Raw genomic sequence first — 17,521 nt, 5'->3', positions numbered from 1 at the left:
CAATATTAACCAATAAGGTCATTGAGGTCAAGTTCAAACCCGACAACTGCGTATCCAAGGGCAAAATTGTTTATGACCTCAGGATGGAATTCTCCAAAGACTCCGAGTTTTTTGCCTCTGACGTAAACATCAGCCCGCCTGCCTTCGAGGAATGCTGGATCTTCGGACTCTTTTACCTCGTAGGGAAGCATCATTTCCCTCATCAGGGCATCCACAACCTCATAGATTTCTGTAAAGTTGGCCTGCGGGTGAATCGAGACTGCAGCTACGTGCTGGCCGGTTATTTCGTTATTTACGACCTCGCCGAACTCGAAAATCTTCTGAGGCAATTCCCTGTGCTGGTTTAAGGCAAGAATCTCAAGGAGGTTCGGAAGCAGGGTTGTCCTGATCATTGTCTGGTCTTCGCTGATCGGGTGAAGCACATAGGTAACATCATCCGTTTTTGGCCTGCGCATGTTATCGAAGTTAATTTTTTCGCTGGTGAGTGTAAACGGCATGACCTCATAGTAGCCGAGCCCTACCATTATCTCATTTACGGGAGCGCGAAGCAGGGAAATTGGGTGAGACTTTCCTGGAGTATAGGTTTCAGGGATACTTACTTTGATGTTTTCATATCCATAACCCTTGGCAATATCTTCTACAAGGTCGTAGTTATGAAGAATATCGGCCCTGTAAGCCGGGACTTTTACTTCGATGGTTTCTTCGTTAATGGCTTTTGCTCCAAAGCGCATTCTCTCAAGCTGTTTAACGATTTCTTCTAAGGAGAGTTCCATGCCCAGAAGGTCTTTTACTTCAGTCTTTGTAATGAACCTGGTCTTCGGTTCAAGGTCAGGCAGGATAAGTTCTCCGGAGTCGGGCCTGATAACCTTTACGAATTCGATCTGGCCACCCCTTTCCGCAAGGGCGGTAACAACGATATTCAGGGCGGTATAAACGGCTTCTCCAAGTCCAGTGACATCGATAAAGAGGTCGGTTGTACGCTCGGTGACACTTGTAAGTGTCCCGTTAATGATAGGCGGGAAGGAAAGCACGTTATCGTTTGAGTCCAGGATTATTGGGTATTTCTCAAAGCCCCTGACAAGATGTGCAAATCTCGTGCCTTTTGGGTGCTTTTCCAGGATTTCGGTCATGCTCATTTTTTCGGTGTAGTCCAGTGGCACGAACTCAAAACCAGGGTCTACAGCCATATACCTGAAAGGCGGCTTAACGTTTGATAGGTCATGTACGCCTATAGACACTTTTTTCCTGTTTCTTCCAAGCCCCCAGTGCAGGTCTTCCTGAAGGTCCATAAGGGATTTTATGGACGAGGATGTGAATTTTATGCCCCTTACAACCGCACACCCAAGAAAAGGTCTGATTCTAAGGATCTCCTCACTGACCGAGATCGAAACCCTGGGCGGCTTTATCTCATATTCGGACAGTCCGGTCTCAAGGTCCAGAAAACCCCGCATTGCCCTGGCTGCTCCTTCCACACTGTAAAGGTCGGGCCTGTCAGGGAAGAACTCGATATCTATAGATTCCTCTTCAACTCTTTCGATATCGGCCCCTATCATGGGCGCTCTTTTTATGATGGTTTCCTTATCGGTTCCTGTGAGTTTTTCAAGGTCGTCGTACTGTAAGGTAATTACTGGCATAGGTGATTCATCTCGTCTTTTGCTCGCTAACTTAACCCAAAACATACTCAACTTCAGATTTAATGTTTTTGTTTCGGAGGGTGTTTGAAGAACCTCAACGCGGATTTGAAGCTCTGGAAGTCTGCAGGCAGAAAGCCTGGGAAAAACACATCCCTGGGAGCGAGTTTGTGCCACAGTCTCAAATTAAAAGTGTAATTCGTTGAGGCAGGAAATATATTTAAATAATAAATCCAAATTTATTCAAAATACTATATTAATAAATATTTGTTTAGTTATAGAGCCTATCCCAAAACCAATTTTATTCCCAAATTATAACGTTTCAGAACGATTTACATGGTCAGAAATCGATTAATTATTCGGAATCCGAGATTTTGAAAAGTGATTTTGAGTTTTGGGATAAGTTTATAGTCAAAAATTTTACTGAGGATAATTAATGAATACTTCATGTCTATGTTCAGGTTTAATATTCTTACTTAAAATGTCCGGACACTTAAATACCTCTGCTCTAGCTCCAGAGGAGTATAATAAATGGTAACATCTTTACTGGCACATGTTGACGTACTTCTTGGTTTTGGCATTTTAATTCTGACTCTTTTCTACAGATTTGATTTCCCTCCGGTGCTGGGTTATCTTGTAACCGGTATGCTGATAGGACCCTATGGGCTCGGCATTCTAAGTGGAGGAGAGATTGTGGACTTAAACTCCGATCTAGGTGTAATCTTTCTTCTTTTTACAATAGGAGTTGACCTTTCCTTAGGGGAACTCTGGAAAATGAAACGGAATGTAATGGTCGGGGGAGCTCTCCATCTGCTCTTTACAACAGCATTCATTTTTGGGTTATGTTCCGTTTTAGGCTTTAGTCCGGCGACATCTGCCTTTCTCGGCTTGTTAATTTCACTTAGCAGTACCGCGATAGTAATCAAAGTTTTTCAGGACAGAAATGAAGTCAATACTTCTCATGGGAAAACATCGCTTGCAATTTTGATATTTCAGGATCTTGCTATCGTACCTCTGATGTTGATCACTCCGATACTTGCAGGAAACTCCGTGAGTTTTGACGGAGCCCTTCCGAGTATGTTGTTCAAAGGCTTGCTCATTATCCTGGTTTTTATTCTGAGCGACAAATTTCTGTTTCCCTGGATATTTTACCATGTAGGTAAGACCGGGAGCAAACAATTGTTTCTAGCCAGTGTTGTATTTATCTGTTTGTCAGCAGCGGTCTTTACATCAAGTATTGGGCTGTCAACAGCCCTAGGAGCTCTTTTAGCCGGGGTCATTATGTCTGGCTCCCAGTACAGTAAGCAGGCAATGGGTAATATTTTACCCTTGAAAGATGCGTTTATGTGTTTCTTTTTCGTGTCTGTAGGCATGCTTCTGGACATTAATTATTTGCTTGATAACCTCCCAATTCTTGTGCTTGCAACAATCGCCCTGATCCTCGTAAAATCAATAGCTGGAGTTGTTGTAAATTTCCTTCTGGGGGCTCCTCTCCGTACAACTATATTGACAGGACTTGCACTTTCACAGGTAGGAGAATTCTCTTTTGTCCTTTCCAGCTTAGGAGTAGAATATTCACTCCTGACAGAAGAGACTTACCAGGCATTTCTGGCGGTTTCAATCCTTACTATGGGCGCTACGCCCTTTTTGATTAATGCTTCTTACAAGCCTGCTGACTTCATTGTCAGAAAGGCCTCAGAGACGGCTTTTGGCATGAAACTTGTAAGTGGCTTCTGCTCAAGTTCTCTTCAAGAGGAAACAGATGTCGAGCCTGACATAAAAGACCACATTATAGTCGTAGGCTTCGGTTTTTCCGGAAAGGCAATTTCAAAGGCCGCAAAAACTGCAGGTATCCCATATGTTATCGTAGAATCCGATCCTGATACAGTCAAGCAGGAAAAAATGAAAGGGGAAAGTATACAATATGGAGATGCTGTATTTGGAGCTGTACTGGAACATGCGGGAATAAAGAATGCAAGAGTTCTTGTAATCGGGATCTCGGACGAGGCTGCTACAAGGAGAATAGTCGAGAAGGCAAAAGAGTTGAACCCTAACGTCTGCATTATTACCAGGGTACGGGACTTAAAGGAAATGAAATATCTCAATGACCTCGGTGCAGATGAAATTATCCCCGAAGAATACGAAACCTCAGTAGAGATCTTTTTCCGCGTACTGAGAAAGTATCTGGTTCCACAGGAAGATATTGAAAAGTTGGTTAACGACTTGCGAGCTAACGGTTACTTAATGATGCGAAAACTGTCTGTCGATACGGGTACAGACTTTAACAGCGGATTCAGTTTAAAGAATGGGCTTCCAGGAGTCGATATTCAGGTGGTTAAAGTAGGAGAAGGCTCCAGTTTCGATGGAAAAACCCTGGCAGATCTGGAATTAAGGAAAAAATATGGAGTGACAGTCCTTTCTATTCGTAGGTATTCGAAAATGATCTATGTTCCTGATGGAAACTCCCTCCTCCAGGCAAAAGACGCCTGCGTTATTTTGGGAAAAACCGAGGACCTTTTCAATATAAGAAAGTTCTTTGAAAATATTCACGAATGAGTGTCATTTTCTTTGCGACTTTTATTTGTCATGGAGATGCTTTTGATACTTGTAAGAAAAGTTTGTGCGCCCTACTATTTAGAGCCTATCCGAAAAGTGGTTATCTACTATAACTTTTACAATATGCAATATGCAAAACCAGAACGGATGCCCGGATATTTAGACCCATTGTAACTTTTCAACATGCGTTGCTGACTTTTCGGATAAGCTCTTAGTACCTCGTTTTCTTTTTCAAAGGATTTCAATCCACACACCCGCGAAGGGTGCGACTTGGAGCATGTTCTCGAATCCAACTTGTATAGTATTTCAATCCACACACCCGCGAAGGGTGCGACTGGAAACTGATGTCCAAATGGGCTATTTCTCTCATATTTCAATCCACACACCCGCGAAGGGTGCGACTATTTGTTGATAACCATCTAGTTTCTTCTGAAATATTTCAATCCACACACCCGCGAAGGGTGCGACGTTTCCAGTAGTCTTCATCCTGTGCGCCGCCTAATTTCAATCCACACACCCGCGAAGGGTGCGACACCACTACGGTTTTATCTGCAATCCAGTTTGTAGATTTCAATCCACACACCCGCGAAGGGTGCGACAATACCATTTTCCCTATACAACGATAATGAAAAATTTCAATCCACACACCCGCGAAGGGTGCGACTAAAATTCTCTCAGAAACACAAGCGAACCGCCTTATTTCAATCCACACACCCGCGAAGGGTGCGACGTTTTGTTTGAACGTTGGCCTGATAATTGTCTAAATTTCAATCCACACACCCGCGAAGGGTGCGACCACCATACATAACAAAAGACCCGACAACAAGAGATTTCAATCCACACACCCGCGAAGGGTGCGACAAATCGGAAAATCTGAAACAAGGGTTACGATAATTATTTCAATCCACACACCCGCGAAGGGTGCGACCATTTCATGGATTGATGTGGACGGACAAACAGTAAGATTTCAATCCACACACCCGCGAAGGGTGCGACGGTAAGTTCGATCTACAGTGCCATTCGATTCTGAATTTCAATCCACACACCCGCGAAGGGTGCGACCTGACATATACGCTGCACTACCCCCAGATAAAAAAATTTCAATCCACACACCCGCGAAGGGTGCGACCGGGGAATATCGCACATGTGAAGAATGCGAAGAGATTTCAATCCACACACCCGCGAAGGGTGCGACTTTGAGTATATTGAGCACGAAAAAGTTGTTCTCGACATTTCAATCCACACACCCGCGAAGGGTGCGACAAGTATTTCTCCTGTAGTAAGTTTCATTTATTCAATTTCAATCCACACACCCGCGAAGGGTGCGACAAAGCTGATTGCGTTTTTAAAAGTTGATTTCCTAAATTTCAATCCACACACCCGCGAAGGGTGCGACTATAACATTAGGTGATAAAATGGCATATGATGATTTAATTTCAATCCACACACCCGCGAAGGGTGCGACAAAGATATTGAGTACCAGGTAAACAGTTTTTTTAATTTCAATCCACACACCCGCGAAGGGTGCGACTATCGAATATTTATGGGGGGGTATCGCTCGAAGATTTCAATCCACACACCCGCGAAGGGTGCGACATACACGTCGATAAACTGTGTATAAAGTGTGTTGATTTCAATCCACACACCCGCGAAGGGTGCGACATATGGGGATATCAGTACTATTACTCTTTATCCAGATTTCAATCCACACACCCGCGAAGGGTGCGACAAGCCGGCCAAAAAGCATACAACATATGGGGAATTTCAATCCACACACCCGCGAAGGGTGCGACAGACATGTCCATAAGTCTGGCAATGTTTACGTCGATTTCAATCCACACACCCGCGAAGGGTGCGACGTTTAAAGTTATGAAAAAACATGACTGTGATTTGATTTCAATCCACACACCCGCGAAGGGTGCGACCATGCCATGTCCTTAGACGCTCCCGTTAAAATTATTTCAATCCACACACCCGCGAAGGGTGCGACGCACGATATACACGGGTTCGCCCCGCTTGGCTGCTAATTTCAATCCACACACCCGCGAAGGGTGCGACAGCGTGTGAAGACTTTAGGGGACTTCAACTAACTAATTTCAATCCACACACCCGCGAAGGGTGCGACGGCGGGGTAAACGAATTACCATTAACATCTACTCTCTATTTCAATCCACACACCCGCGAAGGGTGCGACATTATCTAACAGGTTAACAGTAGGAACACTTGATTTCAATCCACACACCCGCGAAGGGTGCGACCATTTCTGATTCAAAACGTTCCTAACTTCTTGGAATTTCAATCCACACACCCGCGAAGGGTGCGACTTGGCGCAACCCCTAATACATACAGGTAGTACTAATTTCAATCCACACACCCGCGAAGGGTGCGACCATTTCCAATTTGCGTTCTTTTTAGCCTCGTACCAATTTCAATCCACACACCCGCGAAGGGTGCGACCAAACTAGTGGCCTGCATTGCCTATTGCATACTGATTTCAATCCACACACCCGCGAAGGGTGCGACACGATCCTATCCCTCCATATATTTCTAGTGAAGACATTTCAATCCACACACCCGCGAAGGGTGCGACGTGATATTCCCCAGGGCAAACCCTGCACGATATTATTTCAATCCACACACCCGCGAAGGGTGCGACTGTAAATTTATTCAAACTATACATTAGCCAGTTGGCTTTTTAATTTTTTGGAAATATTTAAGTTATTGAATTTATTTATAAACTATCACAAAAAATAAATATTATGAATGGATTTTTCCTGCGAACCTTCCAGTAAATCAATGTTCACTACAGGTTCGCAGAGATTATGTAATTAATAAACCTTCTGGATCGTATCCTTTTTTTGCACCAAAATGCTCTACTCGATTTTTCCAATTTTTGCCCAAGTAATAAAATCTAAGGCTATCTCGCTCCTCATCCATTATATCACATAATGAATGTTTTAGCTGTGCAAACTGAGCAGGATCTACAAGGCACTCAAATACAGAGTTCTGAACCCTCTGTCCATAATTTTCGCATTCTTTTGCCACTTTTCTTAGCCTGCTTTTTCCACCTTCTGATTCTGTATTCACATCATAAGTTACCAGTACCATCACTAAAAACACCTCAATTCATAAAAAATGGTGGATATCCATCAATATCTCCCCTTAAATAGCGAGCCAATAACATTGCTTGCACATACGGAATTAATCCGACAGAAATCTTTTCATTTAAATATGGATGGGTAATTTGATCCTGTTTCCTCTTTTGCCAGGCTGCCAGTATTCCTTTCCTTCCGTCCTCAGTCATGAGGACAGCCCCGTTTTCCTTTTTGATAAAGTCTTTTCCATCGACCTGCTTGAGGTTAACCATATTCAATGCAAGGCGATCAGCCATGAAAGGCCGGAGTTCCTCCATCAAATCAAGCGCAAGACTGGGCCTTCCAGGACGGTCTGTATGGAAAAAGCCAACATATGGATCAAGTCCAACGGTTTCCAAGGCGGATTCAACGTCATGAGCAAGCAGTGTATACAAAAAAGACAGTAATGAATTCATATTATCAAGAGGAGGCCTCCTGTTTCTGTTAAATATGAAGAAGTTGTCCTTTTGCTTAAGAATGAGTTCATCCAATGCGTCAAAATAAAATTTGGCACAATTTCCTTCAATGCCGCGAAGAGAATCCGAATTTAAACATGACTCAATGCTCTTGAGGTTATCTATCAACAAATCATCAACTGAACGGATTTTGCCGGTATTTATTACATCTCCGTGGTCACGGATACCTCTTCCAAGAACAGTTCTGCAGTTAACGATTTTTCCTATGATAAAGCACTTAGCAAGATCCAGAGAATCCTCTTCATTGTCTGCTTTTCGATATTGTGTACGCCGTAGAAGCACATTCCCTCTAACTTTTCCACTAACACGCGCCAGAAATTTTCCATTCGGGGTCAAAAAAGAGAGTCCAACTTTATTGTCAGTACAGAGTTGCATCAGCTGGGGACTGGCACCCATGTATGCAAAACAAACTATACCCTCAAGATTATGTACCGGAATACGAAATGTTTCAACATTTTTTACCTTAACAACGACATTCTCCCCGTCTCTAAGAAGATAGGATTCTGGAGTTGTGACATATAATGTATTCAGCAATTTTCTCATGGATATAGAACCCCTCTACTAACTTGAAGTTTGGATAAATTATATTTATAAAGATATACTTCCAGAAATTTTGATTAATTCAGAGATCGCCATTACAGGCTTCATCCATATGACTCCTGACATATTTACGGGCAGAAACAAACTTTTTCGTTAATTTCGGAACACAGACATCTACAAGAGAACAATATTTGCAGTTTCGGGATTTTTCCGCAGATGGTGTAAGCTCTTTCTTAAAGAGACAATGCATTTCATCGGACAAAGAAATCACAAGATTTCTTAACTCTTCGGTTATTTCAAGCTGAATTCTTCTCCGAATTTCGTTATAATAAAAATCAGCAGAGTTTATAGTTACATTAAACATCTCTTCAAGGCACATCGCCTGCGCACAGAGCTGCACTTCATCTCGCTCGTCAATTTTCGGTTTGCCTCTTTTATACTCTACGGGATGCATTTTCCACAAACCTTCATAACCCGGAAGAGAAATACCATTTTCAGATCGGACATACTCAATGACATCTGCAACCCCATAAAGTCCAAGTTGATATGAAACCAGTGGGAATGCTCTTGACAGCATAATGTCGCCTCTGCTTTCTTTAAGGAATGGATTGTCCACACGCTCATGGAGAAAGCGGCCCTCGGTTGTCTGAAGATTTTCTTCCCACTGGCGCTCAATATGAATTAAAGCCCATTGACGCTTACAAAAATGGAAATGTTGTATGCCTGACAACGAGAGCAACTCATCTTCGGCATATTTCTTTTCGATCATAATTTCTCAATTAATTCAATACCATTCGGCATGTCATCTGCAATTGTTACTTTATAATCTGCAAAAGAACGAGAAGGCATATCACAGGAAAGCCTGTCCACCTTCACTTTATCGAAAAGGACATGAGACTGACAGCAGCCAAGTTCACTGTTATGCTTGAAAACAATAAGTTTTCTTGCAGACATTTTTCCCCTTGCTGCCGAATGATCATGCTCAAACATATTGACCAGGCTGTCCCAGAGAAGTTCAAGATCATCTTCTGTAAATTCGGTCTTTTTAGCCAGATGAGCGGAGACATATCCTTCTGCGCGATACAACCCATACGGCACAATCTGTTTTTTGCCCATAGTCTGACCTTTTTCAGCATCTTTCTCATTGGTGACGGCACAACGAGTAACTGTTACTTCTTGCTGGAAAACTGGATCAATGCTGCGTGCAAAACTGAACTGTACAGGCCCTCTAACCTGACCACAGTTAATCTCTGTTGTCATTACAGCACCGAATGTCCGAATGTCAAAAAAATTCTGACACATGAATTTTGTCAGTTCGTCATCTTTGGGTTTTTTGGAATCTGGGTTTATTCCAAGGTAATCATAGGCCTTCTTGTGCTGACTATTGAGGACAGCACCGGATTTAACATAGATCTCATATCCTGCGTTTCCACTTTTCACAAGATCAACATAATCTCTGACCTTTCTCTTGAGACAAACATCGGTAACAATTCCATTACCTGTCTGTGGATCAACCCTGGGCATATTTCCCATATCAGGATCGCCGTTAGGGTTTCCATTCTCTACATCAAACAACAGCACAAATTCATATCGATTCTTGATTATTTCGCTCATAATGGCACCTCCTTATTTGATGGAACCTCTTTTTTCGTGAAAAAAGCCTTACGTTGGTGATAGTAACCAAGCATGAACATACCCTGATCTTCAAGATTCAGGTACGCAGGAAACTCATCCACACCATCCAGAATTTGTTCAATCAACTGATTAGACCTGAAACCCCATTCTGATTTGGCAATGTGGTGTTGTGCAAGTTTTAACAGCACAGGAAATACAACAGCGGGTGTTGACGAGGCGCTGCTAAAGTACTTACTGTTAATGGTGCTCTTCATCTCTCTGTTCGTATCATTCTGTGCCTTTTCAAGAGCGGCAAACAACCTTCCTAAACGATATGGCACACTAGAACTTTCCTCGTTTAAACTCATGGTAATCAAATCCTGACTTAAATTCGATAATCCAACTCTGCTCAATCTGAGTAAATATGCTTTGATAAAACCAGCTCTGACAAAATTTATTGAGCCATCTACTTTAACACGGCTCAGGATTGCACTATATAATGAGATAGGGTAGCCTGTGTCGGTAAGAATCGAGCGCAAAATAAGACCACCAAGAAGTGGAGAAACTGTTTTTTTGTCAGAACTCTGAGGGACTGTCTCATTCAACAGGCGATATACTGAGACATATCTTGGACCATAATCATCTCTGATAACTTCCATGTCCAGATGGTGACGAGCCACTTTTTCAATCAAACTCCCAATACTGGCAACATACCAGAAACGTACAGCAAGCCGTGCATTATTGGGAGACAAACCAAGAATGTAGAAATTCGTCTCTGGATCTGCCCCAATGTCCTCTTGATTTACTTTCTTGCCGATTCTGACCTTATTGAGAATTTCCTCTATTTCTTTGACTGTGGTTATGTCCTGTACTCGAGAGCCCTCTACATTTTTTTCTTCTTTTTTCTCTGGTTCTGGAGGGTCAAAAAAGAATTTAACAAGTTCTTCACAGGATTTTTCACAGGATTTTTTACTTGTCTCAGCCCAGAAAACAACTGTAGTATCCGCAATCCTTATCCTGTTACTGGGACTTGAAAGAAGGTGATTCAGGGCAGTTGTATACTTAAACATCGCTGATTCGCTGATTGGAGAATTAAAACTCTGTTCTTTTCCATAAGAACAGAAAGCATCGTTATTGAAACTGACAATGGAAGCTCCTGCCGATTGAGCCCCGACAACACCTTTTATCTTTTGATGTATCTTGGCTACCGGCTCTACTTTTCCACTTATCAGGCACTGGGCAAACGTGCTGCCAGTTTCATTCTGAGAGTAAGTTTCCCAGGCGTTTCTAACCGCACTTTTTTCATGCAAAAAATTCCCGTTACACTCAAAAACACAGTTTCCGCCAGCAAGAATATCATCTTTGTACTCTCTGGTCTTTGGATTTTCGAGGAACTCTTCTGGATTCCATCCATCTAGAAAAGAAAGGAATCCGCGGACTTCTTGATCATTAAGACCATCCAATATACTATGGTGAAGTGTTTTGAAAGCCTCAAAGCACTCTCTGGAACGCTGATGGACAAGAGTGACTTCTTTATCATTTTCCTCAAGTATTTTATAGTAATCAGTACTGTTCTTTGAATTCAAACTAAATTTCTTCTCAAATTCACTTTTTTTTACTTTTTCAACACCAAAAACATACTTTGCATTTTCACAGACAAAATATGGAAATACGCCACTAGAGCGTGACTTCTGTATAGGCACTTCCATATCTTTGGGTTTTGGCTTCTTGTCATCACTTCTAAGATCTATAATATGCGAAAGAATGCCATCAGGAGAAATGACAAGGGAAAATGAGACTTTAGCGCTGCTATATCCTAGCTTTGGAATATTTGCGTTCTCGTCTTTAGCAAGAATATCATAATAGCGGCAGAGTGATTGGATGATCATGAGACTCCCCCGCTAGACAGACATTTCTGAACATCAATAACTCCGTCCACCATACAGGCGCGGAAAAAGACGGCTTTCATCTTGTCAGAAAAGTCAATATCATAAAGCATGAACCCAAGATCTTTTTCTCCTTCTTTTTTTCCAAAATAATAAGACACAGGAACTTCATTCTCAATTAACTCAAACTGAACCGGAAACTCACGACAGCCAAAATAAGGGTGATGAAAACATTGTCCTTTTCGCATCCGTCTAAGTGCGATATTGTAGTGTTTTTCGACTGTATCGTCGGGACCTGCATGGTCTGTCATCTCAAAATGAGCCTCAATAACATAGCAAACGTCACGCAAAACAAGGGAAGCCCTTTGAACAGTATCCTCGGTGGAGTCCTGATAAAGGACAACATCATTTCCTTTGAATGCAGCTTTCACGTTACCTGCAAGTATTTTTCCCGGCCTTTCGTTTCTGCGGATGTTGTCAAACTTTATCGGGTTCAAAACGTGAATTCTATCAATTTTCCAGAAAATCGCAGGCTTCCAGTAAATTGCTTCAAGAATACCTCGCGCTGCTGAGGGAGTTATGACATCATAACTTACACGTTCAACTTTCATTTCAGGTCGTGTAAAGCAGGCATAATCTCCCCATACTTTCAATTTGATTCCAAATCCCATTCCAATCACCTCCTTAAGCAATCAGCAACAAGTCTTCATCATTATCTTTTCGGTTTAAAAGTCCAGTATCTTCAGAATAATAGTCATCCAATTTCTTCAAAACAAAAAATCTATCATCTATCGAAGAGATCGCATTGCTTTTTTCGAGTGCCTTGAACTCTTCTACATAAATGCTTACTGTATATCCCTGTAGATTTCGAATGTACTTCCCAGGCAATCCAGTCTGTTGAATCTGTTTGATAATGGATCTGGCTTTCTCATCATAAGGAATAATGATATCTCGCGTATCATTCTCAATAAGGTTGAATACATTGGCTACATCCTCAAACGGAAATGCAACATCCTTCAGTCTCTCTTCAAAAGCGGGCAGAACTCTCTTTTTATCAAGTCCGTCGCCTTCATATGAATAAAGTTTCTCAAAATATCCATCCACAGCCGGGAGCGATAACGGGTCATCCCATTCATCAAAGACCATGCTTCCAATCTCAGCAACCCGGCTCTGCCAGTGCGTTGCCTTTCCATAATCTTCAGTAGATCGAAAAACATAAACTTCTCCAGAAGCCAATTTTCCTTCGCGGTTACATCTCCCAGAAGCCTGACAGACAGAATCAATTCCAGACATTGCCCGATACACAGCGGGAAAATCAATATCAACTCCAGCTTCTATCAGTTGGGTGGAAACAACCCGGCATTCAGCCCCTTTTCTCAGTAAATCTTTGATCTCTTTCAGTTTCTTTCTCCTCTGAACCGGACACATTCTTGCACTCAGGTGATAACAGTTATCTGATTTAGAAAGTTGCTCATACAGATTTTGTGCGTGTTTACGAGTATTAACAATACACAAAACTTGGTTATGTGCTTTTAGCCTGGCTGAAAGGTCACTGTCGGATATATTTCCCAAATCTGCTACATGAACTCGCCTGAAAGCTTCGTACAGCTCCTGAGGTGAGTGTATAATCTCAACAGGCTTTACACGCTGGTCCAGAAGCTCATTGAGATTAGGCTGGGTAGCCGTACATATAACGACTGTTGATCCGTAATTGACTACCAGTTCAGAAAGAGCTGCAAGACACGGTTTTAAAAAGCTCGTAGGTAGCATTTGGGCTTCATCAAGAATTATTACACTCTTTGCAAGATTATGCAGCTTACGACATCGAGAAACTCTATTGGAAAAAAGAGATTCAAAAAACTGGACATTGGTTGTAACGATAATAGGAATATCCCAGTTTTCAGATGAAAGTTTCAATTTCTCCTGTGCAACATCAGTATTTTCAGATTTTTCATTTTTCGGATCGTAGTTGCTATGGTGTTCAAGCACGTTTTGGTTTCCAAAAATTTCGCGGAATATATCTGCGTTCTGTTCTATAATGCTTGTATATGGTATAACATAGAGAATTCTGTTCAAATTATGCTTTTTCAAATGGTTCAGGGCAAATGCCATTGATGAGAGAGTTTTCCCTCCACCTGTAGGAACAGTCAAAGAAAACATCTGTGGAGGTAATTCGGCTTTCTCTATACATTGTTCATAGATTTCTCTTCGATATCTATTAATCGAATTTTCTGCAGCTGTTGAAAGTTTGGTTTTCATGTAGTTATCAAATTTTGTGAAAAGCTTATCGAACGACTCATGCTGTCCTCTGAAATAGGATTTGTCAGGTGAAATAAATCGTTCTGTATCAAGAAAATCAGCATCAACCAGGCATGAGAAGAGCATACGGGTATAAAACGAAATTGCAAATCCTATCTTATTGTTGATAGGTGTAAGACTGGGACGAACTTTGTTCAGATCTGGAACTAAAATTTCACTTTTATATGCAGAGTAATCAGATAAAATAGGCCTTGATAAGCGTTCATCGAGTCCACACTCTTTAGTCCCATAATTGAGAAGGCCTCCATGATGCCCGGTTATGATATATTCCAGAATACGACTTTGAAATATTCCGTAGAGTTTTCTAGCTTCTTGTGCGCCTGCAGTAGAATGATCGACTCTGATCTTGACTCCGTCTAAACGTCTCTGAAATTCGGGGGAATATTTACCAATATCATGCAGTAAACCCGAAGCATATCCAAATTGTTCTGCATTGAATTCTCTAGAAAATCCTGAGGCAATATCTGCTACATTTTCCAGATGAACTTTTAGGGGTTGCCAATCAGACTTATCTTGTCTGTCTGTAGAGTGGGCATAGTACATAGTTATTTCACTGTGCTCTTTTTTGTACCTCGACTTTGCTTCTTATGATACAGAGGCAGGCCATATAATTAATATAAATATCATGAGTGAAAAGTTAAATATGGAAGATAAAATATCATTTTTTAAGGATGTACATAAGAAGATATTCAGGATTCCAACTAAGAAAGAAATGTCACTATATTGGAAAAGCTTCCTAATTCTTTAAACACCTTGAAATCTGCCTCGGCTCTTTAACTTCCACAGTCTTCTTTTAAAATAATAAAGTAAGTTTCCTTTAAGATATTTAACAGTTAAGTTTTTCTATTTCACCTAATATTTATTTAAAAGTAAAAATATAAATATCGCATTATATATAGTTGAAACTTTATAATATTTGTTTCATAAAAAACCTGCTAATTATCTGTGAGAAACTGAAAATGAGAAGTGAAACTGCATCAAGCTATTAAGTTCAAATTAATGAAGGTTTGTTTTCATAGGATTCTAATAGAGCTCCATATTAATACTTTGTAAACTATACCTTTACCTACTTTTATAAATAATAAGAAGCTCTCTTTCTTCAAATCAGGAGGCAGCCGGAAAATGATGATCGCAGGAATTGATGAAGCCGGAAAAGGCCCTGTAATCGGGCCCATGTGCATAGGAGGCGTAAAAATTGAAGAGTCCAGAGCCCATATCCTTAAAGTCCTGGGAGTCGCAGATTCCAAGAAACTGACACCAAAAAAAAGGGAGCAGCTCGCAACTCAGATTAAAAAACACGCAGATGGCTTTTTTGTTCTTGAGGTCAGCCCTTCCCAGATTGACGAACTCCGCAAGATCATGACAATGAATGAAATCATGGTGGTCTGTTTTTCAAAAGTGCTTGAACAGCTAAAACCTGACCTCCTATATGCCGATGCTGCTGATGTCAATGCAGAGCGTTTTGGAGCCAACCTCCGCAGGCAGTACGCAAAAACCAGCCCTGACCACGCAAAGGAAATAGATATAATTTCCATGCATCAGGCCGATGCTATTTATCCTGTTGTCTCGGCAGCCTCTATTATTGCAAAGGTGCGCAGGGATGAGCTTATCGAAGAGCTTAAGAAAGAATGGGGCCTCGACTTCGGCAGCGGTTACCCCTCAGACCCGAAGACAAAAGAATTCCTGTTGAACTGGGGAAAAGATCACTCCGGGGAGTTCCCTGAAATAGTCAGGCAGTCCTGGCAGACTGTAGAAAATATAAGGGAAGAACTGAAAAAAGCCGAACTGAAGTGAGTATTCGGGAAACTAAAAAAGGAGAGCTGAAAAAAAGAAAAAATTAAAAAGAAATCAAGCTGTTTTTGTTTTTGAGCTCTCACCAGCAAAAGTTTAGCAGATTTCTTTATTTAGTACTCTTTACGACATTCCAGTGTAATTGCTACTTATATTTCATTACTTAGATCTCATATTTCATTGATTATTTGAGGAAACGTTATTTGCCAGAGGCATGTAGTCTATGCTTCCAGTTGTCTGGTTAACAACATAAGGAGTGTCACCTATACCGTTTCCGTCAGCATCTGTTCCGTTATAATCTTTCCACTTATTGCCTGCTGAACTGCTGTTCCAGGAATTCGTTCCTTCATCCACTGCATTGATGAAGTTGAAGAATTTATTGAGGAAAATCATATTACTGGTAGCCCCTCTAAGATATATTCCAAGGCCATTCATGGAAAGGCTGTTATTAGTCAGAGTATTAGATTCTGCCATATTTTCAAGTACTACTCCATAACTGTTTTTTGAAATGGAATTGTTTTCAAGCATGTTAGTTCTTGAAGTGCCAAGCAGGAGTCCTATATCGTTTGATTTTGCAGTGTTATTCATGAGAGTATTGTTAGTAGAGTTATCCAGCAGGATTCCCTCGTCATTTGTCTCTACCAGGTTGTTTGACAACTTGTTTTCGTTCGATCTGGAAAGAATGATGCCTGTCGAGCCAAGACATATCTGATTGTTGTCAAGGAAATTGCCTTGAGAATTTTCGAGGCCAATGCCGACATCATTTAACATCAGAGTATTGTTACTTAAGGAACAGCCCTGAACGCCTTCAAGGTAAATCCCTACTTCCTTATAAGCATCAATTCCTGAAGGACCTCCCATAATATGGAAACCGGTTATTTTCACATTATTTGATTTAATACTGAAGACGTCATTTGCCGGGATTGCGCCTATTACATAGGTACGGTTCGCTCTGTCGCCCGAAACATCAGTTTTTGAGACAATTGCAAGTTCTTTAGTTACATTTACATTTTCTATGTATATGCCAGGGCTTACAACAATCGTATCCCCGTTCTGTGAATTATTGACAGCCTCTTGAATCGAAGTATAATTTTCTCCCCCATTAATTCCTACGGTAAAAGCCGCAGCACTTGCCTGGGTAGCTGTTGCACCTAGCACAAGAAGAAAGATTATACAGATGTTTTGGATTGATTTCCCTTTCATGAACTAATACTCCCCTTAATTTTAAATTATATATATAGAAATACAATTTTTGTTTTTATAATAATTTGTATGAATAATAATCTCTAATAATAAAATGATTTTGAAACATATTTTCTGAAAAATGAACCTGAATTTGTTTTTGCCTGTATGATCAATAGGTCCACTTGGCATCGAAAATTGAATACAATGCCAAAAATATTAAATTTTGAGTCCAGCATGATTGTCTAAGAAAAAAATAGAGGTCATGAAAAGGAATTCAAGACAGATATAAGAGAGTAACATAGGAGTGTAAAAGAGCAAATTCGTAAAACGGGATAAATTATGTTAAAAACAAAGAAGTCCAGAAAAATAAAAGTAAAGAAAAATGCGGA

Annotated in this window: 11 protein-coding genes and 1 CRISPR repeat array; of the genes, 2 read left to right on the top strand and 9 right to left on the bottom strand. The window is 41.0% G+C overall.

Translation table 11 applies throughout. The features are described from left to right. Positions 1-5 precede the first annotated feature (5 nt). Positions 6-1,634 (bottom strand): phenylalanine--tRNA ligase subunit beta, encoded by a 1,629-nt coding sequence (gene pheT / locus MSKOL_RS12005; protein ID WP_048156541.1) that lies wholly within the window; start codon positions 1,632-1,634, stop codon positions 6-8. Between the two features lie 528 nt (positions 1,635-2,162). Here pheT and MSKOL_RS12000 point away from each other — a divergent pair. Continuing rightward, positions 2,163-4,187, top strand: coding sequence for a cation:proton antiporter (locus MSKOL_RS12000; protein WP_048156539.1), 2,025 nt, complete (start codon positions 2,163-2,165; stop codon positions 4,185-4,187). 238 nt (positions 4,188-4,425) lie between these two features. Next, positions 4,426-6,843: a CRISPR direct-repeat array (repeat unit 32 nt; unit sequence ATTTCAATCCACACACCCGCGAAGGGTGCGAC). A 164-nt stretch (positions 6,844-7,007) separates the two neighbouring features. On the opposite strand, the gene cas2 is transcribed toward MSKOL_RS12000, so the two are convergent. The 7 genes from cas2 to MSKOL_RS11965 form a co-directional block, all read right to left on the bottom strand. Beyond that, complete coding sequence (cas2, locus tag MSKOL_RS11995) at positions 7,008-7,295, bottom strand: CRISPR-associated endonuclease Cas2 (protein WP_197078767.1); 288 nt, start codon at positions 7,293-7,295, stop codon at positions 7,008-7,010. Between the two features lie 13 nt (positions 7,296-7,308). Further along, positions 7,309-8,340 (bottom strand): type I-C CRISPR-associated endonuclease Cas1c, encoded by a 1,032-nt coding sequence (gene cas1c, locus MSKOL_RS11990; protein ID WP_048156533.1) that lies wholly within the window; start codon positions 8,338-8,340, stop codon positions 7,309-7,311. A gap of 79 nt (positions 8,341-8,419) precedes the next feature. Then, entirely contained in the window at positions 8,420-9,106 is a 687-nt protein-coding gene (cas4, locus tag MSKOL_RS11985; protein WP_048156530.1) for a CRISPR-associated protein Cas4, read from the bottom strand. Then, positions 9,103-9,951 (bottom strand): type I-C CRISPR-associated protein Cas7/Csd2, encoded by an 849-nt coding sequence (gene cas7c, locus MSKOL_RS11980; RefSeq protein ID WP_048156527.1) that lies wholly within the window; start codon positions 9,949-9,951, stop codon positions 9,103-9,105. The genes cas4 and cas7c overlap by 4 nt, the downstream gene beginning before the upstream one ends. After that, positions 9,948-11,840: a type I-C CRISPR-associated protein Cas8c/Csd1 gene (cas8c, locus tag MSKOL_RS11975; RefSeq protein ID WP_048156522.1), complete on the bottom strand. Its 1,893-nt coding sequence runs from the start codon at positions 11,838-11,840 to the stop codon at positions 9,948-9,950. The genes cas7c and cas8c overlap by 4 nt, the downstream gene beginning before the upstream one ends. Beyond that, positions 11,837-12,508 (bottom strand): type I-C CRISPR-associated protein Cas5c, encoded by a 672-nt coding sequence (gene cas5c / locus MSKOL_RS11970; protein WP_048156519.1) that lies wholly within the window; start codon positions 12,506-12,508, stop codon positions 11,837-11,839. Before cas5c ends, cas8c begins: the two co-directional genes overlap by 4 nt. 13 nt (positions 12,509-12,521) lie before the next feature. Beyond that, positions 12,522-14,699, bottom strand: a complete 2,178-nt coding sequence (locus MSKOL_RS11965) for a CRISPR-associated helicase/endonuclease Cas3 (RefSeq protein ID WP_048156515.1) — start codon at positions 14,697-14,699, stop codon at positions 12,522-12,524. Between the two features lie 579 nt (positions 14,700-15,278). Here MSKOL_RS11965 and rnhB point away from each other — a divergent pair. Further along, on the top strand, positions 15,279-15,950 hold the full coding sequence (gene rnhB, locus MSKOL_RS11960; protein ID WP_048156512.1) for a ribonuclease HII: 672 nt from the start codon (positions 15,279-15,281) through the stop codon (positions 15,948-15,950). Positions 15,951-16,124: 174 nt separating this feature from the next. On the opposite strand, the gene MSKOL_RS11955 is transcribed toward rnhB, so the two are convergent. Next, positions 16,125-17,150, bottom strand: coding sequence for a nitrous oxide reductase family maturation protein NosD (locus tag MSKOL_RS11955; RefSeq protein WP_048156509.1), 1,026 nt, complete (start codon positions 17,148-17,150; stop codon positions 16,125-16,127). Between the last annotated feature and the right edge of the window lie 371 nt (positions 17,151-17,521).

Source organism: Methanosarcina sp. Kolksee, from assembly GCF_000969945.1.
Lineage (GTDB): Archaea > Halobacteriota > Methanosarcinia > Methanosarcinales > Methanosarcinaceae > Methanosarcina > Methanosarcina vacuolata.
This window is presented reverse-complemented; position numbering and strand designations above follow the sequence as displayed.